Source organism: Aristophania sp. ESL1142, assembly GCF_058107345.1.
Genome location: NZ_JBYLUH010000003.1, coordinates 23,703 through 46,732 on the forward strand (window position 1 = coordinate 23,703; position 23,030 = coordinate 46,732).

The 23,030-nt window shown below is 42.1% G+C and carries 19 protein-coding genes; 9 read left to right on the top strand and 10 right to left on the bottom strand.

The features are described from left to right. Positions 1 to 119: 119 nt before the first annotated feature. On the top strand, positions 120 to 476 hold the full coding sequence (locus tag AC3B6P_RS09865; protein ID WP_489805972.1) for a hypothetical protein: 357 nt from the start codon (positions 120 to 122) through the stop codon (positions 474 to 476). Position 477: 1 nt separating this feature from the next. Continuing rightward, on the top strand, positions 478 to 2,676 hold the full coding sequence (locus AC3B6P_RS09870; RefSeq protein ID WP_489805973.1) for a type IV secretory system conjugative DNA transfer family protein: 2,199 nt from the start codon (positions 478 to 480) through the stop codon (positions 2,674 to 2,676). 310 nt (positions 2,677 to 2,986) lie between these two features. Here the strand turns inward: AC3B6P_RS09870 and mobF are convergent, their stop codons facing one another. Together mobF and AC3B6P_RS09880 are read right to left on the bottom strand one after the other, a co-directional pair. Next, entirely contained in the window at positions 2,987 to 6,118 is a 3,132-nt protein-coding gene (gene mobF / locus AC3B6P_RS09875) for a MobF family relaxase (protein ID WP_489805974.1), read from the bottom strand. A 2-nt stretch (positions 6,119 to 6,120) separates the two neighbouring features. Then, positions 6,121 to 6,384, bottom strand: a complete 264-nt coding sequence (locus tag AC3B6P_RS09880; RefSeq protein WP_489805975.1) for a hypothetical protein — start codon at positions 6,382 to 6,384, stop codon at positions 6,121 to 6,123. 302 nt (positions 6,385 to 6,686) lie between these two features. Here AC3B6P_RS09880 and AC3B6P_RS09885 point away from each other — a divergent pair, with 302 nt between their 5' ends. Further along, the gene (locus AC3B6P_RS09885; RefSeq protein WP_489805976.1) at positions 6,687 to 7,010 is read left to right on the top strand and encodes a hypothetical protein; all 324 of its coding nucleotides are present in this window, start codon (positions 6,687 to 6,689) and stop codon (positions 7,008 to 7,010) included. 891 nt (positions 7,011 to 7,901) lie between these two features. On the opposite strand, the gene AC3B6P_RS09890 is transcribed toward AC3B6P_RS09885, so the two are convergent. Further along, positions 7,902 to 9,701, bottom strand: coding sequence for a type IV secretory system conjugative DNA transfer family protein (locus AC3B6P_RS09890; RefSeq protein ID WP_489805977.1), 1,800 nt, complete (start codon positions 9,699 to 9,701; stop codon positions 7,902 to 7,904). A gap of 536 nt (positions 9,702 to 10,237) precedes the next feature. Here AC3B6P_RS09890 and AC3B6P_RS09895 point away from each other — a divergent pair. The 3 genes from AC3B6P_RS09895 to AC3B6P_RS09905 all read left to right on the top strand — a co-directional run bounded on the left by AC3B6P_RS09895 (position 10,238) and on the right by AC3B6P_RS09905 (position 12,380). Further along, the gene (locus AC3B6P_RS09895; protein ID WP_489805978.1) at positions 10,238 to 10,930 is read left to right on the top strand and encodes a hypothetical protein; all 693 of its coding nucleotides are present in this window, start codon (positions 10,238 to 10,240) and stop codon (positions 10,928 to 10,930) included. 65 nt (positions 10,931 to 10,995) lie between these two features. Further along, a complete protein-coding gene (locus tag AC3B6P_RS09900; RefSeq protein ID WP_489805979.1) occupies positions 10,996 to 11,790 on the top strand; it encodes a P-loop NTPase family protein in 795 nt (264 codons plus the stop codon). Next, a complete protein-coding gene (locus AC3B6P_RS09905) occupies positions 11,787 to 12,380 on the top strand; it encodes a hypothetical protein (protein WP_489805980.1) in 594 nt (197 codons plus the stop codon). Before AC3B6P_RS09900 ends, AC3B6P_RS09905 begins: the two co-directional genes overlap by 4 nt. Positions 12,381 to 12,850: 470 nt before the next feature. Here the strand turns inward: AC3B6P_RS09905 and AC3B6P_RS09910 are convergent, their stop codons facing one another. Further along, positions 12,851 to 13,819 carry a DUF3991 domain-containing protein gene (locus AC3B6P_RS09910; protein ID WP_489805981.1) on the bottom strand — a complete coding sequence of 323 codons (969 nt, stop codon included), beginning with the start codon at positions 13,817 to 13,819 and terminating at the stop codon, positions 12,851 to 12,853. Positions 13,820 to 14,691: 872 nt separating this feature from the next. On the opposite strand from AC3B6P_RS09910, the gene AC3B6P_RS09915 reads away from it, so the two are divergent. Together AC3B6P_RS09915 and AC3B6P_RS09920 are read left to right on the top strand one after the other, a co-directional pair. After that, positions 14,692 to 14,913, top strand: coding sequence for a helix-turn-helix domain-containing protein (locus AC3B6P_RS09915; protein ID WP_489805982.1), 222 nt, complete (start codon positions 14,692 to 14,694; stop codon positions 14,911 to 14,913). A gap of 303 nt (positions 14,914 to 15,216) precedes the next feature. Beyond that, complete coding sequence (locus AC3B6P_RS09920) at positions 15,217 to 15,522, top strand: hypothetical protein (RefSeq protein ID WP_489805983.1); 306 nt, start codon at positions 15,217 to 15,219, stop codon at positions 15,520 to 15,522. 497 nt (positions 15,523 to 16,019) lie between these two features. On the opposite strand, the gene AC3B6P_RS09925 is transcribed toward AC3B6P_RS09920, so the two are convergent. The 4 genes from AC3B6P_RS09925 to AC3B6P_RS09940 form a co-directional block, all read right to left on the bottom strand. Continuing rightward, positions 16,020 to 16,655, bottom strand: a complete 636-nt coding sequence (locus AC3B6P_RS09925; RefSeq protein WP_489805984.1) for a hypothetical protein — start codon at positions 16,653 to 16,655, stop codon at positions 16,020 to 16,022. Positions 16,656 to 17,183: 528 nt separating this feature from the next. Next, complete coding sequence (locus tag AC3B6P_RS09930; RefSeq protein ID WP_489805985.1) at positions 17,184 to 17,333, bottom strand: hypothetical protein; 150 nt, start codon at positions 17,331 to 17,333, stop codon at positions 17,184 to 17,186. Positions 17,334 to 17,340: 7 nt separating this feature from the next. Further along, the gene (locus tag AC3B6P_RS09935) at positions 17,341 to 17,631 is read right to left on the bottom strand and encodes a hypothetical protein (protein WP_489805986.1); all 291 of its coding nucleotides are present in this window, start codon (positions 17,629 to 17,631) and stop codon (positions 17,341 to 17,343) included. Positions 17,632 to 17,647: 16 nt separating this feature from the next. Continuing rightward, on the bottom strand, positions 17,648 to 18,511 hold the full coding sequence (locus tag AC3B6P_RS09940; protein ID WP_489805987.1) for a DUF4942 domain-containing protein: 864 nt from the start codon (positions 18,509 to 18,511) through the stop codon (positions 17,648 to 17,650). A gap of 644 nt (positions 18,512 to 19,155) precedes the next feature. On the opposite strand from AC3B6P_RS09940, the gene AC3B6P_RS09945 reads away from it, so the two are divergent. Beyond that, a complete protein-coding gene (locus AC3B6P_RS09945) occupies positions 19,156 to 19,443 on the top strand; it encodes a hypothetical protein (protein WP_489805988.1) in 288 nt (95 codons plus the stop codon). A 116-nt stretch (positions 19,444 to 19,559) separates the two neighbouring features. Here AC3B6P_RS09945 and AC3B6P_RS09950 read toward each other — a convergent pair whose 3' ends face one another. Both AC3B6P_RS09950 and AC3B6P_RS09955 read right to left on the bottom strand, forming a co-directional pair. Beyond that, positions 19,560 to 19,952 (bottom strand): hypothetical protein, encoded by a 393-nt coding sequence (locus tag AC3B6P_RS09950; RefSeq protein ID WP_489805989.1) that lies wholly within the window; start codon positions 19,950 to 19,952, stop codon positions 19,560 to 19,562. Between the two features lie 842 nt (positions 19,953 to 20,794). Beyond that, positions 20,795 to 22,657: a ParB/RepB/Spo0J family partition protein gene (locus AC3B6P_RS09955; protein ID WP_489805990.1), complete on the bottom strand. Its 1,863-nt coding sequence runs from the start codon at positions 22,655 to 22,657 to the stop codon at positions 20,795 to 20,797. Positions 22,658 to 23,030: the final 373 nt, after the last annotated feature.

A 23,030-nucleotide genomic window follows, 5' to 3' on the forward strand; every position in this document is an offset into this window, starting at 1 on the left:
GCAATTCTTGCACAAAAAAAATATTAGGTAAGAACTTATAATTACCAAACCACGCAACGCCTCACTCACAAACGCTAATGTTAAGCTAAACAAACCGCAAAATGAAGAAAGTATGAAAAATGAGAATTCAATTAGAACAAGATGATTATATTATTTTTAATCATAACGAAATGGAGATTGAAATAATAAAAAAAGAAGGTTCAAACCAGAATAACCTTATAAATTCCTTAAATTCATCTAGTAAATGGCAGAAAAAAGATTTTTTTGGAAAGAAAAAAATAAACATCATAATTATCATGATAGCAATGTTTACTATTGGTTACATAATTTCAACGGTAGTAAATAAATCAGAAATAAATAAATCTTTACAAAATGAAAGCAACAAAGCTCTAACATTAAAAAAAGATACATCTATCCCGCTACCTATAACGCCAGGGACAGGGACAGATACTAACCAACCTTTTGGGCTTAATTAAAATGGGAATAATACAGCGTAAAATTGATGGTCCTCAAGATTATAATGAACAAAGTGATGGGCTTAATTACCTTGATACGAGACCATTATCTACTATAGTTTATGAAGGTCTGACTGGTTACCTATCGCCTATAATAATTTTTGTCTCTACAATAATTTCTTTTACCATCCCTGCTACCATACATATTTTTCTGCCTTTTAATATCCTATTGACGCTTTTCATTATATCCCGTCCCATTATTATGCCTTTACGCTTGCCAGCTTATAGTGGTCACAAAGACTATAATTTTCCTGTCCCAGACGAAAAACACCCTGGAACAGAAATAGCAGGCAAAGCAGCAGGGGATTGGTTGATCGGATGGGATGCGCGAACGGGACAACAATGTTGGTTGGCAAGTAACGACCTGACTATGCACGCAGCTCTGCCTGGCGCCACAGGTTCAGGAAAAACGCAATTTATATATAGCTTCTTAAGTAATGCCCTAGCTATGGGTACAGGCTTTACAATAGTGGACGGAAAGGCATCTAACAATCTGTATTTTAGCGTCTTATCCATGGCAAGAAAATGGGGGCGAGAAGCTGATGTCAGGGTCATCAACTTAATGGTATCAGCAGGAGACCGCAGAACAAACACATGGAACCCTTTTTCATCTATCAACGCCGAGGGCCTAACAGAACTTTTACTCATACTTTTTTTGCCAGAATCTACACAGAACAGCGGAAACTCCGAACATTTCAGAAGCCGTGCAGAAGCACTCATACGCGGAATGGCACCTATTTTTATATGGGTAAGGGATCATTTAAATATTCCTATTACACCCAGCTCTCTTAGAGCCATGTTCTCAGATATTAATAGTCTCCGCCAATTATACTTGGAAAAAAAATTCACTTATTGCGACCTTGGGAGTGGCGAGATTATTTCGGAGGAACTGACTGGTAATTTTGATACATCTCTTTTAAGCCCAGTACGATCATACGTTATTGAGACCGGAGGTTTTAGTGAAGAAAAAACCATAGATAGCCAAGACAAAGTTAGGGAGCAACATTCTTATGTTGTTGGTGGATTTGGTAAAACATTTACACAAATGACCTCCACCCTAGGACATATTTTTGAATGTTCCATTGGGGACGTGGATTTTAGAGACGTACTATATAATAGACGCATTCTAGTTGTATTATTACCATCGCTGGAAAACCATCCCGATACAAACGCCGCTTTAGGAAAAGCCGTTATAACCGCCTTGAGATATGCGTCCGCTGAAGCTCTCGGCACTTCTATCGAAGGCAATTATGAAGACCTTGTAGTTCATCGCCCTTCCTCATCGACCACTCCCTACCCCATCATATTTGATGAGGTTGCCCAATATGCCACTCGTGGCATAGATGCCATGATGGCATTAGGACGTGAACTTAACCTTTCTATTCTTATTTCCTTTCAAGAAGTCGGAACTCTGTATGCCACTTTAGGAAAAGACAGAGCGACTGCTTTATTAGGAAATCCAAAATTAAAAATATTTGAAAATATTGAAGATGCAACCGTAACAAAAGAATGGGTTGAAAGCAGTGGCGGAGAAATGCCAGTTACTGTTCGCCCCGGCTATGACGGCGACATCGAAGGATCATTCCAAGCTCAACCACGAGCAGACATCCGTATGGTAAAAAGGATTTCTTGGACTGACATACAAAAACTAAGACAGGGGCAAGCAATTGTCCTGTTTCGGGGCAAGAGAATATATATGAATTTATTTTATGCCGGAATACAGCCAAAAGGCAAAGCAAGGGTTTTTCCAGGGCTGCCCTACATTTTTAAAAATACTCTTAACGTAACAGACAACACCATTATCAGAGATAGTAATGCCCACGCCCATAAAATGTTCGAACCAGTTTATGATAAGCTTGCATACCTTTTAGAGGAAGGCGATTTCAATAATTCAACAGAAACAGGTCAATTCATACTTGATGTCAGTTTCCCTGAAGAATCTGAAACAATAAACCCATTTGATACACTATTCTCTCCAGGATTAAGTAGCAGCATTTACGAAACCAAAGAAGAAATAGACTTACCAGATGATCTAAATAAAATATGCGAAGAACTTGCAAATTTTGAAGAATCCTATGGCTTATCTTATAGCGATGCAAAGAAAAGAATATCCGCTGCTCTATACCGAATAGCTCCTGAAGAACAAAAGAGTTTTCTATGAATATTTTTTAGCAGTTTTCTGCCAAAAAACAAGAAATTGCTGTACAGCAATTTTCGTACATAACAATTAAGATGCTTAAAGAAGATTTTTTCTCATGGAATATAATGCAATGACTAACACTCTCTTACTTAAAAATAGCACAAGGGTATCAATAGCTAACGCATGATAAAGTAATTATCTTCTGAAGCGAAACGCCCACTCATGAAGTAGGTTCTTGCTCTATAAATTGGCAGAAAACAGCCAAGAAACAAGGAATTGCTGTACAGCAATTTTCTAAACCTGCAACCGTAATTTTATTTCCTTACGACTTTTAATAAGATGGCGATCTATTAATTTGGGAATGATTATCTTTTTCAGGATTATGAACATTTTTAGGGATAGCTACTTTCTCATGAGAAATTTCATTGAGTAACTTTCTACCAAGCTTATTTAGCCTTCTATTTATATCATCCCACTGTCCCGGCTTTAGATATAGATTTTCCTCTATTTTTTCTCTAATTTTTCGACCAGGATCACTGCCAAGAGCTTCGATCTTCTGTGAATTCATAATCCATTCACAATTCTGTCTCTCGTAATTTTTTTCTTCTTTTTTAAAATCAAATTCCGTTTTCGCTAAATCGACAGCCAAGGACTTATAAGGGTGGCGACTTAGATCCTTAGCTATCTGATTATAAATATCGTCCAATGTTATCGGAGTAATATCACCAATAGCCCTTGACCATGTTATAGACTCTCTTATTGGCCCTTCAGCTATAACAGTCCAACACTTATGAATATGCCTACTTTCACCTACATATGCTTTAAATCCTGATAACCCGGCTGTCCCCTTTGGCATCGCGTTTATATGCTCGTCAGATGTTATTCCTTGCGCAGCATCAATTGTCATCGCATGTCCGAAACCAAGTTTAATACGCTTAGTTTCACTATCCATTATATTTTTCCATGGAGCCAAGCCTCTAATACCTTTAGAATTTTCTAAGATAAATCCTTCTCTTTCCAGTCCCTTAACCGTTACAAAGTCTCCATTAGAGCCGAGTTGCCTCCAACGTTTACCGTGAGAAGTTTTTACCTGTACCGAAACTCTTGAAAATAAACGAAACTTATCACCGACTGAAACGGGTAATTCATATTGCTCTCCTCTTTGATCCACGGCTGGAAAAACAATTTCCTTAACGCCAATCTCTCCACGCTTACGCAAATGTTGACGAATAACTTGGCTAATTTCCATCACATCAGAATTTGTAGGGGCTGAAATAGTAATACCTTTTGTTGAACCTGCCTCTTTTAGCTTGTCACGACGGGTCAAATAAAGCTCAGCAATCTGTTCATTAACTTCTGCTGAATTTCCACCAAGTAGCTTTATTGTACCATCTAAACGTTTCATTTCTACCGCTTTGCAAACCTGTAGAAAATCTCTTTTCCTTAATTCTTCATGAGTCAAAGATGGGTCTGGTCCCAGACTCCTGAACTGTTCTGCGATATACCGTTCTCTATTAGTTCTCTGACGAATTGTACTGAGAAGCTGTGGAGCCTGATCTTGCGTTAACACCCGATTTAACAGCTCAATTATGTCTCCTGCTTCTATTGACTGTGCTTGCTCTCTGTCTCCCAATAAACGAATAATAAATTTTTGTTGTTCTTGATACTGCAAAATCGTTAGAAGCTGAGAAGGGGACAAAAGACTTACTTCATCAATAATGAGCACTGATGAGCTATCTAACCTTAAACTACCACTATCTAACTGATTTAAAAGAGGCGCAAGCGCTAAGGTCTTTTCTATACCTGCATCTTTAAGCGCATCCGCTTGCCTCCAAGCAACCGCCGTTCCAATTATATTACGTTCATCACTATGCCAGGCATCTACCAGAGGCTTTAGTAATGTTGTTTTTCCAGAACCTGCAACACCAGTCAGAAATGCCAATCCACCAGCAGTACCCAATGAATAAATTGCCTTCATCTGTGCTCGACCGTGATTCACCTCTTTCTCGAAATCAAGATCAGACCTAGCTATTGCAATATCAATTTGCGTTCTTGATAAGGCTCCGTGGGTATCTCTAGCGGCCTTATAGGCTTTCTTCGCCATATTATATTCAATAGAAACCTGTTGGTCAGTCGCAACTTTATTCTTTTTCTCCTGCTCATGTTCAATGAGTTTCGTTCTTACCCCGTTAACTTCTATCCCTCTTTCCTGTATTAAATTAACGACATTATCAATATCACGCGCATTATCGTATCCTGCCGTAATAAGACCATGAGTAGCATGTACTCTTAGAATATCTTTATCTAACACCGCAGAAGTTTTAAATTCATCAGACAAAAGTTTTGACGCAATCTGATAAGCTATTTCATAACGCTCCTCAGAACTTCTGGTGGCGACAATTTCATTGGTTAAAACACTCTCATGTACCCATCCTGCTTCACGCGCTTGCTCCAACCAAAACTCTTTATCATTTTTCCCATCATACTTTTTGGCTCTATAAACAAGATTAGCTTGGTGCATCAGCCGATACTTTTCTTCGGCTGACATTGCTGACCAATCACCCCCATGACGCTTAATATAATCTTGAGCCATTTTCTCTGTTTGTTTAGCTCTCTTCGAAAACAGATCACATATATTCTTAGGAATTGAATCTATAACAACCGCCTTGTTCCGTTGATCAACAGAAACTTTGACACCAATCTCTCTAAGATTCTTCGCAAGTTCAGCCTGAAAAACAGCACCAAATAGATGTGATGTCGTATTAGTTATCCGTGCTGTATCAAGCGACCCTATATGCCCACTTTCAGTAGCAACAACATTAAATAAAGCATTATGAATATGCGCTTGCGGATCTCCAGGAACAGGCAATTCTACAGCCGCTGTAGCACCATCGGATCCATCCTGTATCATCAATGTTGGACGTGAGGTGTAATGTCGAAATGATGTCCATGCAACCTCTCCTTTTTCGGCTAACCCCTTTCCCCCTTTGCCCCGTCGTGCATATCCGATTTCATTTGCAATAAATGCCATTGTTTTATCATTTGCTTTATGAATTGCTGTCCATATCAAAGCCTGTTCAGCTAATGTAGGTGCAAACTCTGCTGCCAAAGAAACAGATTTATCGGGAGAAGCTGTAAAATCAAAACCAGAATATTTTCTGGACCCTTTCCATGCTTCACCATTATCTGCACGCTTACACTCAAACAATCGGGCTAAAGCTTCATCGCTGGGAAGCACTGAAGTATCAATTCCCAATGCCGCCTTAATATGGGGACCAAGACCAGGCCCCCATTCTCCACGTCCTTCTCTCCCTGTATAATAATTATTTAATCGTTCACCATTCTCGCTATTATAATCTCTTATATGATTTTTATCCAAATTAGGTTCTGACTGATTTTCACGCAAATAAGCGACAACTAGCTTACCAGTACTTTTTCCCTCAATCTTTCTATATGTAATCATTATTATGGCCTCTTTTTCTGAGATAGGGCCAATACATTTTTCTCTAGCTTCTCTGTAGTCCCCTTTAGCTGCAACACAACATCTACAAGCTTTTCCAAAAGCGTCTTCAATGATACTTCTTCTTCACTATTCTTAGATGGAGTGAGTAAACGTATAATTTGCTCTTGCTGAGTTAAGACAAGGGCTATCCGGTTCTGTGTCTGAAGATTAGCTTTATTAAGCTGCATCAACCACGCACCTATATCATCTTCATTCTCATTACTCATTTTACCACTTTCATAAACGGAGTGCCTCTAAGCAAGAGTTTCACACATGTTTTTGTGAGTGGTGAGTTTCAAATCTGACATGCCTCAATGTGAACCTCCTCTGGGAGGTGCAGGACTAGATATTAATGAAAAGTTCCTCAAAGGGCATGTAACGTCTGTCAGGAAGAAGAAGCACAGCAAGAGGAATTCGCACAGATATCCAAACTCGAAGACCTCGAAAAATATTGGTTAATATTCTTGTATGAATCTCGATATTTAGATAAAATAACGAATATTTTTGATTATTAAAAAAGATTTTGTGTATGAAAAAAATTATTTACGTTGGGTCGATACTTTTTTTTTCTCAGGTAATCATACTTAGTACAATCATAGCATTTAATGTAGCACTCGTCCCGCCGCCCCCAGTTTCAGGAAAACCGTTATATTTTGTAATTTCGGGAGGCGAATCTTCTTGCTGTTATGGACCTCCTAGATTTCTCAAGAACCTCGGAATAGGAAAAGATATATATGGAATAGGAAAAGATATATATGTTGAAGTAAACCCTCAGAAAATTGAGAATCAGATTAAAATTTTAGCGAAAATGAAAGCTGAAGCAATTGATATAAACAATCTTTACAAAAAATAATTACTATATGGTTATTTATTATCAGAATATTCTATCTGATATAAAGCTTTGGATAGTTCTCTTCTTAGTTTCCAAAGCTTATATTATTCTATTACCCTGGCTAGGCGGTTTATGGTCGAATGTTCAGAGACGACCACAGCTATAAAATCCTAGTACAGAAATGTAATCCTATAAGCTGAATATGATATTCTTACTCACTCTACAAAAGACGCGGAAGCGCATAGGGAGCGATCGTTACCCAGAGAGCATGAGAGGTTCTTTGAGAGAGACTTATCCCTCATATCCGTCCAGCCGCGTCCTGAAGGCCAGATCGCGCCCTCTGAGTAGGGGAGAAAAGGACTGGGGGGTGAGGAGAAATTCCTCAGGAAGCATGTGAGGATCTGTCAGGAGCAGGAAGCACGCCAGGAGGCCAAAAGACGTAAAGGTACTGGACAGGGGCGTGTGCGCAGCAGGCCAGCGCTCTCGCTCGCAGGATTACGATGACAGCGCCAGGATGATAACGGGCCTGATTTCTTTTAGGTTATCTCATCCTCATACCGCGGCTTCGGCTCTGAGTCTGAGTGTAATCCTGTGTTTCCGTTATTCCCTGTTCCTGTCTTTCTCTCTTTAACTCCTCCCCTTCACGGTAAAGAATGTCCAGATACGGGTTTTCGGTAGACCGTCTCGCTGGTTGAGAGGGTATTTGCGCGGCCTTGTTCTCCGCCGTCTCCGACGATTTAGCCGCCTGCTCATGGACAGAAGTAGCATCTCGGGACGTAGCCTTATGAATGTCCTCCGGCGTAACGGAAACGGGTTTGATCGTCACAGAGTGCGCGGCCTCATGGAGCTGGTGGGCACCGCTTGTCAGGCTGTCCGCCTTCGGGGCGTGCCCGATGGCCTGTCTGGTGTCCTTTATGGCTTTGCGTTGCTGAAGCGGTTGGCGGATATTTTAGCGCTGATCTCGGGCCGCCTGAAGTAAATCGGCGTGCCGCAACGCAGGGGGCGGCCGCCCCTGACCACGATAAAGGCTTCATCCACACGGGTGTCATTAAGCAGCTCTTCCGGTCCGATGAGGGACCGCGCGATTTCCTGATAGCTTACATTCGTGCCTTGAGAGTTCCCGCTTCCCTTGCTGCTCCCGGCCGAGGCGGCGATCACCCCATATTGCCCAAACGTCTCTGATAGCTCCCTGGCCGTATCCAGATCGGAGATGGCCACATAGGTGCGGTGCACGGCCGCGTCATACCAGGCACGCTTTCCCTCACGCCCCCATTGTTCCTCAAGCTGCCCCACTGACTGGTAGAGAAGGCGCAGTGTGATGCCATATTTACGACCGGCATCACGGGCAGCAATAGCCATGATCTTCATGGGGCCAAGGCGGGCGACCTCATCGAGCAGGAAGAGCACGCGGCCCTTTGTCTTGCCATCGGCATCATAGACCGTATTGAGCAGCGCCCCGATGATGGTCCGCCCGACTTCAGGGGTGTTTTCCAGAGCACGGAGGGGAAGCTGAACAAAGATATCCGTCTTGCCGCTGGTAATGTCCGATGAATGGAAGCTGTTCCCTGATACCAGATCAGCAAAGGCGGGGTTGGAGAGCCATGAGGTCTTGTTGTCGGCATTGCCGTAAATGCCAGAGAACGTCTCCTCCACATGCCCCTTGATCGAACCTGCAAGATCGCGGGCATAGGAGGAAGTGCTTTTTTCATGGATTATGTCTAACAAGATCCTCATTTCGTTTTGTGGCGTACATATGGCAGCTCTTAATGTCCGTAAGGTTTTGTCTTCTTTTGGAAGCGTTGGTTTATAAAGCATGTCCGCTAACAGGCATGTAACAAGGTCCTTCCCTGCCTGGTCGAAGAAGTCCTCGCCTGACTGGTTCTGTCCCTTGCTCTCGGGACATATCCATGAGACCACATCCTGAATATTTGTCATGGCTTCGTGTGAATTGATGTCAATCCAGTCCAGCACATTGAAGCCCACATCGCCGCCCAGTTGCAGCTCATGGACCGTATGGCCGAGTGACTCCCTGTAATTGCGGAGCATGGGGCCGATTTCCGTGCTGGGGTCCAGAACCACGGTGGAGCCTGTCCATGTTGTCATGGTGGTGATGGCGGATGTCGATTTGAATGAACCTGGGCCGGCGAACACAAGGCTATGAGTGGAGCCATTCTCGCAGGAATCAATCAGCAGAGGGGCTTTTCCACCCTTGCCCCAGCTCTTCTTGTCCTTGGGAATGAACGGTATTTTTGCGCAGCTATCCTGATCGACCCGGTAAGCCTCACCAATGGCAATACCGCCATAGTCAGGGGATGGGCCGGAGAAGAGCTGAAGCGCCTGCTTCATGCTCATCCAGTCCGCATGGCCGTGATTTTCAGAAGCACCACGGACAGGGGAGCGGGATTTATTGAACAGGGAGCGGCGTAATGAAGAACCGCTTTTCAGGGCGGTTGTAACAAGTGCCACGATCAAGGCAGCATCAGCCACCGCCCCCACAATCGCCCCGATCTTCAACCATCTGACGACGGTGTCATCATCCCGGCCATAAAGGAAATAGAGCCACCATTGATAGAAGGGGTATTTGAATGAGCTGGACAGCCCCGTTCCCATAAGGAAAACAAGCGATGAGACAACAGTCCAGATGACAAGAAGTAACAATAAAGCAATGACCAGTTTTATCACCGCTGCTCTGGAACGTATTTCAATACCCATAGTTGCGTCCTATCCCCGAAAGAAGGAAATATTTCAATTAAATATTACGAATATAATGAACAACAATAAGACAATTAACCAATGGCCAGGCAACAGGTTATGTTCTTAAATAAGTCAATATTATGAAATTATTGTGATATTATTATGAAATTATGCACAATTTATTGCTGTGATGAATGATATGATCAGCTAGTCCCATGACAGAATAGATCAGCAAACCGGCAGAGCGTTCATGTCGCCGTGGATCTCACCAATCTGATGAATGATCGTTTTAGCCGTCTGAAAAATTCTCTCTCAAAAAAACAGGGCACCGTTTTGGGTGCATTTGTATATGGAAGAAGAAAAAAGTGGGGACAGAGTGGGGACAGAGCGGGGACAGAGTGGGGACAGAGTGGGGACAGAGCGGGGACAGAGCGGGGACAGAGTGGGGACAGAGCGGGGACAGAGCGGGGACAGAGTGGGGACAGAGTAAAGACAAAGTAGGAATAAATATGCCAATATATACAAACTAGGAAAAAGCAATTTGGACAATTTTAATGAGCAAACAAATAGATAATGAAAGTTTATGCGATGCCTTGGCAGAAGCATCTAAAGAAAGTTCATCTCCGATGTATGCTTTCTTTATAAAAAATTTTGACTTTTTTGAAAAATTACGTGAGAGCAAACAAATAAAATGGGAAGACATTTCCAAAATTATGGTGACTCACGGCATAACTACCGCCAATGGCGCCCCCCCCAACCCTGGAAATACAAGAAAAGCCTGGTTCAAAGTCAGACGCAAAATTGCCCGAACAAGAAAAAATGATCCCTCCCCTCAAGAAAATGACCTTATAAAAATTGAGAGAAAGCCAAAAGAAAACGATCGAGCAACAGATGAAGCTATAAAAACTTTCTCTAACATGATCGGACAAGCAGAAGGCCTTCCGACCAATATATCATTCACCGAGAAGTCGCAGGATAGCTATATAGGACCACGACCCAAAGGACTCCCAGATAATATCCCTCTAACAGCTTTAGCCCCCTTGACGGCGACGGCCAGGACACCAGACGGAAAAAATTTTGATTACTACGAGAATATGCCTGGGTATCCAAGACTCAGCTATTTCGATCTTGAAATACAATGGGCCAAGGTGTGTTGGGCAATAGGTAACGCAAAACCGAATAGTGATCTGACAAACGACGAGAGGCGTTTTTTAGACATGCTAGCCCGTATCCCTGGTATAGCATAACCTGACTCACAAAAAGGCCTTTTATAATTGGTTGGTTGTAAAAAAACTAACTGATGAGAAATCGTATGAAGACCATTAAAAATGCCTCATCCTCAAATTGCGAGGAAGTCAGGAAACCAATAGTACTCATAAAAGTCGGAAGAGGTAGGCTTGGAGGGTCAACTTTGCTTCAAGTTTTGTCTGAGCGGGCTATTCACGCGGGCAGATCAATCATTATGGGAGATGCCGACAGAAATAATACAGGTTTATCTGCCAGCCCTCTCTATGAAAAATACGGATTAAAGCGCCCTAATGCCCCTGATAAAGTCACTATGGAAGAATGGCTCGATAGTGCATTTGGAAAAGCGATAGAAGAACAAAAAAGTCTTTTATTAGATGTAGGGGGCGGCGACCAGCTCATTAAAGATTATTCAACGACAATGAGTCTTATCGATGCAGGTAAAGAGTTAGGTATCACCATTGTTGGTTTGTTTATGTGTGGTACCGCTAATGGAGATTTTGATTTTATTAAAAAAATTTGGGAAGATGTTGGCTTCCATCCAGAGAAAAGCATCCTTGTTTTCAATGAATTTACTGTTCCAGATGGAATCCCACCAAACAAAATGTATAATAAAGTTATCACCCATGATAGATGCGAATTTTTCGAGCAACGAACTAAACTATCTACGATTAGTATGCCAAAATTACGTTATATGAATGATGTTCTTGCCTCTGGATTATCGTTCCAACAAGTGATGGAAGGCATGGAAGGCAAAAACGGACATAAGTTTAATCCCATGGCCCGCTTTTGTATCAAAAAATTTTTCGAGGATATAGAAAAATCCATCCAATTGTCTGGAGCTGAGAAATTTTTGCCATGACACAGCAAACAAAAGAAATCGAACAACTTCAGGAACAACTTGATAATGCCCTCTACGCAGAGGGCATTATGCCTAATACACCGCTTTATCAATGGTCAAAAGTCATTCAGAAACATGTGATTACGCTCTCCTCTCAACTGTCAGAAGAATCAATTAACAGAGCCTCACAAATAAAAGAAATCAATCAGGCAACGAACGAGTTTACAACTCAGATTACTGTAGGCAGAAATGAAATTGAGCAATTAAGGAACATATGCTCAGAAAGCATGAATAATCAGTTAAAAATAAACCAAGCCAAAACCGACCTGATTGTATCAGACATTATTACACGCATTAGTGATTCAATCGAAAGAAAATCAGGAGAAATTATTAAGGAAAAACTTCCAATTTTTGAAAACAGATTTTATAAAACAGCAAAAATTATTGCTATCAGCAAAATTTTTATTATTTTAGCAGCAGTTTTATTATTGGGTTTCTCTGCGGGATATATGTATGACAAACAAAGTCATGATCTTAGAGACTATTGCTACTCGCATATAAAAATTGACAGAGCCACCGGCATAAAATGGTGTAAAATCGGCGATATCTGAGATTGTGTCCATTTTGGCGCATAATTTGCAAGACCTCACAAAAAAAACAGGCCCTGCCATAAAAGACAGAGCCTGAAACGACTATTCCTAGTCCCCCTTATACAGAGAGTTAACCAAGGAGATCCGTTACGCGCATAGAAGATCAAAACAAGACTAAATGTGCAGAAGAAACTACCTAACTGCGCATGAAAGGCATTCCTTAATGTTGTAGTTATTTACCTGAGAGATTGACAGAAAGCAATTGTTTATTAAAGAAAAAACAACACAACACTATGTAATAAAATAAATTTTTTGCAAAATTAGTGTGTATGCCACTTATAACAAATCGAAATACCATATAAAATTTGTATTAAAAGATATTATTAAGTATTTATATAAATACCAAGTGAAAGATTTTCCTTTCTGATAGCGCTTTTATAAATTTTTTTATCATTCTTTAAAGAATTATGACAAATAAGATTTTCATACAATTAGGCAGATATCATCTTGTTCTTCAGGGCCTGATTAAAATCCTTTGCCCGACCAGGGGGCAGTCTGCGATAGGTTTGTACGCCATATTCCAGAGCAAACCCCAAGAGACGATCAGCAAAAATATCTCCTGCACGATCATCGTCTGTAGCGATAATAAATTCCGAACCCGGAATTTTTTGCATTTTCTCTAATATGTTCTTTATGGAATCAATGGTTGTATTGCTCATTCCCCCAGCAGTGGACGCATATAATGTGTCGGGAGCCATTTCATCGTCCAAACTAGCAAAAGACAACGCATCAATTGCCGCTTCAGTAATGATAAAGCGTTTCACTGGCAATTTTGGATTGGGTTGAAACCTGAAGAGACGTTTTTCGGTATGTGCAAGACAGAGATGTGTGTCAGGTCCACGCAATTCAGCACCAGTAACGATGCCCTCGTCATTGGTATGAGCAAACCAGATTGATTTCCACCCATCACGGATCACATTGGTATTGACGGCCATACGAACAATACGCTCGGATAAACATCTGGTTTTGACTAGGTAATTCCACATATCGGAATTTTTGAACAAGATGCGTTTTTTTAACCAGCGTTGTCTGGGACTCAAAGTATCAGCATCTCCCCTTTCACTCGATTTAAGGGGGTCAACATAAGGAACATTTTTTGGTAAAAAACCAATTAATTTGGTCAAATCTCCCATTGCAACAGGGTAGGATTTTCCCGACAAGAGCTTATAGAGATCAATTACGTCCCCTTTTTCATCCGCGAGAGCGTTCCACCAACCTTTTCCTTGATGATTGAGGATAATAATTTTATCGGATGGAGATCCCCTTTTATATTTTTGATTGTTTTGTGAACTTGCTTTTTTATCAATATTAAATCCGAATTGTTCAAGAATATAGGCACAAGAAACCCCGGATTTTACTGCCTCAACGTCTTGTTCAGTAAATGTCTTAAAATGATTCATTTTACTTTTTCATCCGCTAAAAATTAGTTGTGATTTAAAAGAAACATATCACCAATTCAGTAATTTCAAGCTAGCATAATGGCTCACTTTTAGCAAGGAAAAACACAAGAAAAACGGCAGAAAACCGCCATTTATTGAACTTTCTTATATGATTTTTTCTTGCTAAAAAGAAAGAAAATCGAAAGCCTTTTGTTCGACCCTTAGCGGAGCGTCAGGGGCGAAAGGATAGCGCAGCGACGCCTTTCGTCCCGACAATTTCAGGACTGCCGGGATTAGCGATTTAGTCAAATGCGGCGGCCACGTAGTGGCGGCCGGGACCAGAGCCACGCACAGCCACGCGCACCCCGTAGGGGGAGCATGGCGAGCATGGCGAGGACCAACCATTTTACTTAATCGCTAATCCCGGCACACACGGCGCTGAGACAGAGGACGACCGGGACCATGAATATGACTAAGCTGCCAAATTGGCAGTTTGGCGTTTTTTTTGCAAAAATTGAAAATATATCTTGTACCAACCGTGCAAAAATGCCATAATAATTGAGCCGATGGAATTATCCTCGGCAGTAATGGAGGAATCCCATGAAACCTGAAAAACTATCCTCAATTAAATTAGTAATAGACGTTGTGCGCATTGTTTGCACCATCGTCACTACGGCTATTGCTGTGGGGACGTTTATCAGTCGTCACGTCTGCAAATAAGGCGAGACAGGGAGGAAGCTTACGCTTCCTCCCAACGAAAGGGATGATGAAATGGATAATTTAGCCTATTGGCTCTCTAATCGAGAAAATCGACAAATTATTTACGTTGCTGCGGCCATAGTTGGATTAACGATTGGCCTGTCAATTGGTCCCTATTTGTAGAAAGATTAAAAATGCCGGAAAACCATTTCAGAACACTTTTAGAAAAACTCGGCTTATCAAGAAGCGAGTTTGCAAAAAAATCTCATTACTCTGAAGAAACTGTAAGAAGTTGGATGCGGGGCAGAACCCCTCTCCCCCCGGAAATGGCTGACTGGACAACCGGAATCTTGGCTTATCTGGAAAAGAATCCCGTTCCTGTCAAAACATCTCATACTCCGCAATCCAAACAGTAGAAAAGGAGAAAGCTCATAAGAGCCTTTTGTTCGACCCTTACCGGCCCTGATACAGAAGAGAGATCTCGCGTGGCCGTGAGGTTGTCCGTAGAGTGAGCTGCGTCAGCGATCGTTACCCGTTAGGGCCAAGACCCTGAAGGGGGCTTGGTGGAGCGCCGTAGGCGCGGAGTAGAGCGCGGTCCATGCCCGATAGGGCAGGGAGACGCCCAGGTAGGCCATGCACGGCAAGAAGCAAATTGATGTTGTTTTAGATTGAGATTGAGACTACCATAAATAAATCATAATTAATTAAGGATTATATAAATGACAGTAAAAGTAATAGAAAAATTTTCTCACAATAATTTAGATTATCAAGTGCGAGTATGTAGAGATAATAATGATATATACGTGAAAGTGTTTGAAGAATCAACAAAAAAACCGGCTGATGGATATACTTATTCTGTTACAATTGAAACTCAAGTTGATGCAAAAGTTAGTAATGCTTTTATAGACCCAATTTCTGATTTGATTAATATCGCAAAGGAAGCTGTTAGATCTGGAATGTGGGAAAATTACATTCGGCAAGTAATAGAAGCTGAAGAAGAAAAGAAAAAGAAATCAGAGAAGTAAGGTCGATGGTTTCCTTTTTTGTCGTTTCGACCGATCATGCGCACGGATATAACGAAGGCCCGGAGCAGCAAACTCCAAGCCATCAGCGAGAATAGAATCCAAGCTCATATTAGATCGCCAGCGGTCACAGGCGTTCTTCTGTGAGACGCCCAGAAGAATATGATTTTCAGATAAAAAAATCCCCGCAGATACAGGGAAGTTGTATGCACCACATACTTTTCTTAAATCAAAAAGTGGTTCATCCCCATAAAATGGGGAAGTAGTTTGTGTATAAACGATCTACTAATGAGTGTAAAGAGCGGCCCCAAACAAAAATGCCCCGTCAGGTTGTCCACGCTTTCCAGCCCTTTAGGGCCGGAGCGAAGCGGAGCATATTACCCACCGGATAAGCGCGCCCTTATAGCGCGGCGTTCCGGTGGATAATATGTGGTAAGCGTGGGCAAAAGAGAAAGAAAACTGCCCAGATATGTCACAATCTGGACAGAAACTTTTAAAAATTATTCCTTAAACCCAAAAAATGGCATTCTTTCTGGTTTTTCTGGAATATCAGCGTCATTAATGAATGGATTACAGTCATCCTCTGGGTAAATCAATTGATCTGGATTTGCGTTATAGGCATTAAGAGCCACCTGAAACCACTCTTCATTCATCAATGAGTTTTTCCAATACTCGTTATCATTTTTAAGCCGGTCATTTTGCTCATCTATATTAATTTCGACGAACGCATCCCAATATCTGGAAACCCGACCAGCATACCCCTCATATTCAGATCTCTCAAAATAATGCTGAATAGCATCCCGCGTAACTTTTGATCTGACAATTGATCTGACAATAATTTGGCAAGCTAACTCGCTTTTTAGTTTATAGAGAGGAGTAAATGGCAGGCACGCCTCAAAAATATTGTTAAAAGCCGTGCAAAAATTATGGAATAATGCTCCATTGAGGCTTGTTTCTAACCTCCGAAAAGGCTCGATCTTCAATTCGGGCAGGATGTCAAAAACATCATCAAAATCTCCCGTTGTATTGTCATAACGAAGAACAGCTTTTAAATTATCCAGATTAAGCCGCTCATCAGCGAAAACTTTAAGAATTTTTTCTGCCTCGAACACGGGGGCTAATTTCACACACTGCATAACAATATTCCCTTTATTTAAAATAAGAGTAGTGTTTAGACTCTTAAAAAAAGAATTTACTTCCTTTTGTTATTATAAACATACGACAAATAAAAAATAAAGTCAATATAAAAATATTAAATACGCCAATACTTTCCTTAATTATTATCAATTAAAGAGTATTTATCAAGCACAACACTTTTATTATTTCGGCAAATACGTAGTTTATATTATAAAAGTCAATACAAGCCAGATCGAGTGCAGAGCAGGAGAGCCGTAGGCCAGCCTGAAAGGCTGTCTGGCGGTGTCGTGATCGAGAAATAAGGATAGCGTCAGCGATCGTTACCCGTAAGGGCCAAGATCCTGAAGGGGGCTTGGCGGAGCGCTATAGGCGCGGAGTAGAGCGCGGTCACAGGCGTTAGCCTGTGAGACGCCCTTAGGAACCGCCAATTATTTCATGCTTGTCTTTTTTTGAGAAGATCCAACAAAAGGGAAGGCACCAGACATAGAGCGTCTTTCTGTAGAGAGACACAAAGACAGTTCCAGTGACTACGATGCCATAGGAGGTCGCATTGCCTCATCATGTTCAACCACCATGAATGTGCAGAGCGCCATGATAGCCATCACATAAGCAACGCGACCGTAGGCAGCAAGAACATCTGAGAAAAGTTTTACAAGAACTTGTGAAATCTTTTCCATTTTATCATTACCTTATTTCAAAAAAAGACGTATCGCATTTCAAGCGTTTATATCGAACAGTCCCAGGTTCCCGGCCAAGTTCTGAAATGACAGCTTTACCAATGAGGGAAAAAGAAACGCCATTTATGGTCTTAATCCATCCTGATGGTCGTTGAACAAAAGGCTTGTCATATTGAACGATATGCCAAAAGCAGCCCTTATTATCCTGGCACTCAATAAGCCAAAGGGTATCACCGATCTTGAAGGAAGAAGGGGAAAGTGCGACGTGTCTACGTCGCACTTTAGTAGCGGTTGTCATGAACTCCTTATAGAGTTCATACGGGTTTTTTGGAAGGGATAACCGCACCGCAAAAATGAGCAATGATGCGATTAATCTGTTTTACAAGCTCAGGCTGTTTGATTTCAATATGAGCGTTACCATTTTTGCAAACTTTGCCAGAAAAATAATCGGTTTCAAATGTTCCGAAAGTTTTTTTAGCCTCTCGCACAGCGCCCACAAGCCCATAGGAATAATCCGAAGAGAAAACTTTGCCATTCAGAACATGGGCGACACGGTCAAGGTCAACTAATTGAGACGTATTGTCTGTTGAAAACCTATAAGGTCCGTAAAAGATTTTTATAATGACCTTTTTCTTAATTTCAAATGGGTCATGAGATTTGTAAATTCCGCTTAATCGGCGAAAGATATTTACGACCCCCCGTTCAAAGTAAAGATCGGCGTTTTCCTGAAGGTTCCTTAATGTTGAAATGATATTTTCTTTATTGGCTTCGATGGGAGATTTTTCCATATCACGCCTAAAGGCATCTTTCCCTTCATCATCCAACAAGGCCCAGAGAGGACTTTTAATAAGAAGGTTGGACCAAATCTTTTCATCAATAGCTTTGGTTAAAGCGCCTTTATCAAATTTATTGTTAGAAGACTTTCTTATTAAAAGATCATAATAGTTACGCCACTCCAGAATGTCATAACGGTCTCCCATTGAAGCGACCTCGACACACGTTTGAGCCTGTTTTATGAGTCCCCATGCTTCTTCAAATAATGAAATCGCCTTAGAGCGGTTTTCATCAATCATATTGAGATCAGCTTTTAGCATTGGCACTTTTGTCATAATATAATTCCTTGCCCTTCTTGGTGAGGGCCAACCTATCAACGCTTTGTTGATAAAATTTTTTATCAAAAATATAATATTAAGTCAACAATATACTTATATTGTAAATAAAATAATTTCATTATTATTTAATATTTATTTTTATTATTTATGTAATTAATTAAAAACATTAGCCTTTTGTTCGACCCTTAGCGGAGCGTAAGGGACGAAAGCGAATGCAGTGACGCCTTTCGTCCCGACAGTTTCAGGACTGCCGGGATTAGCGATTTAGTCAAATGCGGCGGCCACGTAGTGGCAGCCGGGACCAGAGCCACGCGGACCCCGAAGGGGGAGCATGGCGAGGACCAACCATTTTACTTAATCGCTAATTCTGGCACATACCGGAGCTGATACAGAAGAGAGGCCCTGTGAGGCTGTGAGATTGTCCGTAGAGTGAGCTGCGTCAGCGATCGTTACCCGTAAGGGCCAAGACCCTGAAGGGGGCTTGGTGGAGCGCCATAGGCGCGGAGTAGAGCGTGGCCCCTGGCATGCCAGGGGGACGCAACGATAGTTGATTTTGAATACGATGTTTCAGATACTCTACACAAAATACGAAGTACTGATCTTTAAATGACCAAAATTAAATCAGAGCTATTGAAGTCTTAGCTGAAATTCGGATGGTATATTACATAAACTAACCGTAAAATTTGATAGGAAATGGAGGATGTATAGTCATGAGCAGAGAATCACGAGAGGCTTTTATTGAAGACGTCACTCAAAAAATATTTTATATGCTTCTAATACAATTAAAAAGTATTAACGCAGATAAATTAATTGCTGACCATTTTGAATGGTTAGTTGAGGGTTACATTAGGGGAGCCTCATCGTATGCATTATTTACATCTGATATTAAACCAACCTACGAAGAGGCGGAAACAATTCTGAAAGATGTTAACGACAAAATAAACGAACTTATAAAAGAAAATATTAAAGAACATAATCATAATTCCTCAAAGAGGTAATAATGACCCGACCATCCCAAGCCGTCATGGGGCATCTTGGTTCCAGGCATAAGCCTGAGAGGCGCCCAGAGAGCTATCAGAGGAAGAGACAAAGTGCCTCACCTATGAGGCTTGATTTATGGCCTAAACGAGATCCAAGAAAAACCAGCAGTTAAAAACTGATCGTCAACCGTCAAGCCCAACTTCTGCAAGCCAGCCAACAAGAGATTAACCAGCCGCATGTTAGGGGTATTGCGAAGAATCTCTTCAGCACTAATGCGGACATAATTTGGGATGTAAACTGAGAGACCAACAGGCCCATCTTTCTTTGACGTACGAGGTTTCAGGTGACGTTTCCGCAAGACGGTGAGATCGTCCTGTTCGACATGCACCCCCATTTTTGAAAGAGCGAGCAAAATAGTGTGCTGCAAAGAGGTGTTATTGTTATTAACGTAAAGCTCAATCTGCCCCCGCACATCAGCGGGAATATCGAAGTAAGTCAGTTTTTTTGTTTTATCAAGACCGGTCATCACAGCGTCAATTCGTTGGGTATAGATAAATCACTTTACTGCCAGGCTCAATGAGATTGGCTTTGAGGTTCATAGCCAGCCAATCTGGCCTTTCGTTATTCTATTATATGCCACATATAATAGAAGACAAGTAAAAAATGCAAAAAAAATGAAAAACATCAGCCTTTTACCCGACCATCCTGAACGTCCAGGGCGAGAGCTGCCTGTCATATGCAAAGTGTTTATGAGGGAGCGCGTCAGGGATCGTTACCCGTTAGGGCCAAGACCCCGTAGGGGGCTTGGTGGAGCGCCAAAGGCGCGGAATAGAACCCGGTCCTAAGTTTGTGCTGTTATATAAAATTTGTCGTATTTATTAAAATAAAACATATTTATCCATATATATATTGACATTAATCATAATTTTCATTTACTATGAGAGCTATAGAACCTTATATGTAAGTTAAAATAATATTGAGCGCTAAACGAACGGCCAAGTTTTCGCTTGGCCGTTCTAGTTTTTATTCTGAATATTTCCATAAAAAACCACAAGCCCCTCCTGCTGTATTTGTCATAGGCTTACCCTCCTATTTTAAGATCGAGAAGCCAGAACACCTGATCTTTTGTTATGCTCTATTATATGATGCATATAATAGAGCATAACAAGCACATAGTTGAAGTTATTTTCACTATCAGCTTTGGGGGGGGGAGACCAACACGCTTCAAGGCAAAATGGAGGGTAAGCCAAGAAGCCAGACCGTAATTGGTGAAGCGTGCTGATCTTCTTTTTTTGACGCATAACGTTGTCATTTGCAATCCTAAAATTGAAGCTCTGGGTCTGTTAGGACCCAGAGCTTCCAAAAAGTTTATGCCGTTTCGGATTTTTCCTCTGGAACTGATGAAGCTGGGGTTCTCATAAATTTAGGTAGCCAGCCCGTTTCTTGAGCTTTCTGTGCTGCGGCAATCGCCAAATCAGCGCGCTTCATCTTCTGCCAATCCTTGGGCACTTCCCCCATGTCCTGCATAAAATCGGCAATAAGCACTTTTGGTAAACGTGAGAACAGGTTGTCAGCATCGGGTTTCCACCAATCCAGAACGTTTAGGCCAATGGTTTGAGCAATACGTCCCGCAGCATCCATTTGATCTGTCTCGGTTTCCATCCAGTTCTGATTTCTGGCTGTGATGCCACTAATGACCGCGCTCGCAAGAAGCCGAACTAATTCACTTTCTTTCTTCATCAATAGCCACGGCCAGAGTTTGTCAGGCTGTGGCATCTCTGAAGGGTTTTGTACTGAAGTGACGAAGGCTTGGGCAGCATTTAACGCTTTATTTTCGTTATGCTTTTCCGAGAGAGCCGTGTGAATTTCCACGGGAATTACAGTTTTGTGAGCTTCAGAAAACAAGGAAAATACCAGCGCCCGCAAAATCATTACCGGGTCTTTCGATAATGCGGCCTGAAGAGAAGAAGTGCGGATATCGTACAATTCGTTACGGAGGCTCGCAGGAATTGAAACAGAGTCTGGAATGACCGCTTCTTCTCCCGTTTCAGAATTGGCACGTTTCTTGTCCTTTTGAGAAACCGGCTTGCTTATGCCATAATGGACTGAGCCTATATTGTAAGTCCCTGTCAAAACGATGACGCCGGCCCCCGCTTTCTGCTTGTCGGTATATTTCTGAAACCGTTTCATTATCTGGTTTTGGGCTTGTTCAATGTTGCGCAGCTCGTCTTCCTGTGCGTCTGTGAACTCTGACTGTTCGGCTATAGCCACCAATTCCTCATAGCGAGCTGTCAACGTATCCATTTCAGCCTGCGATTCTGGGGGAAGTGGCTGACCTTCTGGATAGACACGCGGCGCGTAATATGCCCAACTCGGCGTTGTTTCAGCCAGTTCAACCCATGACCATCCATCCGCTAGGATTTCCGTTTTCAGTCGTGCAAGTTTTTCTTCAGCCAGTTTATGCAGCAAGGGCATATCCAGCAAATATGAATACTCAGAGAACAGGTCAGCGGCAATATAACCACCTGCGGCCTGATATGCGTCCAGTGTAACGAATTTTACCAAAACCGCATCTGAGCGGAGTTTCTGATCCGACAACAGACGTGAACGAATGTTTTCGGGCGTGGGGGTGTAATGTAACGAGTCAATCCACTGCAACAAGGCATCCTGATCGTCATGGTTGTCCGTGATCGTAAAGGCCATGACGATTTCGAGTGATAATTTACCCTCACGATACGCAGCCATTACATTAGGCGAGACACGGGCCAGCTTCAGACGCTTATTCACGATTGATACCGTAGTACCGAAACGGTTTGCCACCTCTTCAACGCTCAACCCGTTATCTATCATTTGCGCAAAAGCTAAAAACTGATCTGCCGGGTGCATGGCAATTTGCAAGACATTTTCGGCAAGACTGGCTTCATGGGCATCGTCGGCCGTAACCTCGCGGCAAAGAACTGGCGTTGTTTTCGGGAGATCGCCACGCTCTACCAGCAAAGCAATAGCTTGCAAGCGGCGGCCACCGGCAACAACACCGAACTTGTTCCCAACCTTTTCTACCACAAGGTTCTGAAGCTGACCGTTTGATTTAATGCTTGCTGCCAATTCCTCGATTCCTGCCGCTGCGTCAGTTTTACGGACGTTTTTTTCAGAACGGAACAAGCGATTAAAGGGGATTTCACGCGCCAAAACAGTGGTTTTATCACCTGTTTTTGTGGTGGTATTTGACATAGGCTTACCCTCCTATTTGTATGACCGTAAAGCCAGACCATCTGGCCTTTCGTCATGCCTTATTATATGCCACATATAATAAGAAAAAACAAGCATAGAATGTGAAAAAATCGCAGTTTTCTGCCAAAAAAAACCACTTGTAAAGCGCAATAAAAAATACCAGCCTTTTGTTCGACCCTTAGCGGAGCGTAAGGGACGAAAGGATAGCGCAGCGACGCCTTTCGTCCCGACACCTTCAGGACTGCCGGGATTAGCGATTTAGTCAAATGCGGCGGCCACGTAGTGGCGGCCGGGACCAGAGCCACGCACAGCCACGCGCACCCCGTAGGGGGAGCATGGCGAGGACCTACCATTTGACTTAATCGCTAATTCT

Coding starts and splice junctions, on each gene's coding strand:
- AC3B6P_RS09865 (WP_489805972.1), top strand. CDS start 120: ATGAGAATTCAATTAGAACAAGATGATTATATTATTTTTAATCATAAC.
- AC3B6P_RS09870 (WP_489805973.1), top strand. CDS start 478: ATGGGAATAATACAGCGTAAAATTGATGGTCCTCAAGATTATAATGAA.
- mobF (WP_489805974.1), bottom strand. CDS start 6,118: ATGATTACATATAGAAAGATTGAGGGAAAAAGTACTGGTAAGCTAGTT.
- AC3B6P_RS09880 (WP_489805975.1), bottom strand. CDS start 6,384: ATGAGTAATGAGAATGAAGATGATATAGGTGCGTGGTTGATGCAGCTT.
- AC3B6P_RS09885 (WP_489805976.1), top strand. CDS start 6,687: ATGAAAAAAATTATTTACGTTGGGTCGATACTTTTTTTTTCTCAGGTA.
- AC3B6P_RS09890 (WP_489805977.1), bottom strand. CDS start 9,701: ATGGGTATTGAAATACGTTCCAGAGCAGCGGTGATAAAACTGGTCATT.
- AC3B6P_RS09895 (WP_489805978.1), top strand. CDS start 10,238: ATGAGCAAACAAATAGATAATGAAAGTTTATGCGATGCCTTGGCAGAA.
- AC3B6P_RS09900 (WP_489805979.1), top strand. CDS start 10,996: ATGAAGACCATTAAAAATGCCTCATCCTCAAATTGCGAGGAAGTCAGG.
- AC3B6P_RS09905 (WP_489805980.1), top strand. CDS start 11,787: ATGACACAGCAAACAAAAGAAATCGAACAACTTCAGGAACAACTTGAT.
- AC3B6P_RS09910 (WP_489805981.1), bottom strand. CDS start 13,819: ATGAATCATTTTAAGACATTTACTGAACAAGACGTTGAGGCAGTAAAA.
- AC3B6P_RS09915 (WP_489805982.1), top strand. CDS start 14,692: ATGCCGGAAAACCATTTCAGAACACTTTTAGAAAAACTCGGCTTATCA.
- AC3B6P_RS09920 (WP_489805983.1), top strand. CDS start 15,217: ATGACAGTAAAAGTAATAGAAAAATTTTCTCACAATAATTTAGATTAT.
- AC3B6P_RS09925 (WP_489805984.1), bottom strand. CDS start 16,655: ATGCAGTGTGTGAAATTAGCCCCCGTGTTCGAGGCAGAAAAAATTCTT.
- AC3B6P_RS09930 (WP_489805985.1), bottom strand. CDS start 17,333: ATGGAAAAGATTTCACAAGTTCTTGTAAAACTTTTCTCAGATGTTCTT.
- AC3B6P_RS09935 (WP_489805986.1), bottom strand. CDS start 17,631: ATGACAACCGCTACTAAAGTGCGACGTAGACACGTCGCACTTTCCCCT.
- AC3B6P_RS09945 (WP_489805988.1), top strand. CDS start 19,156: ATGAGCAGAGAATCACGAGAGGCTTTTATTGAAGACGTCACTCAAAAA.
- AC3B6P_RS09950 (WP_489805989.1), bottom strand. CDS start 19,952: ATGACCGGTCTTGATAAAACAAAAAAACTGACTTACTTCGATATTCCC.
- AC3B6P_RS09955 (WP_489805990.1), bottom strand. CDS start 22,657: ATGTCAAATACCACCACAAAAACAGGTGATAAAACCACTGTTTTGGCG.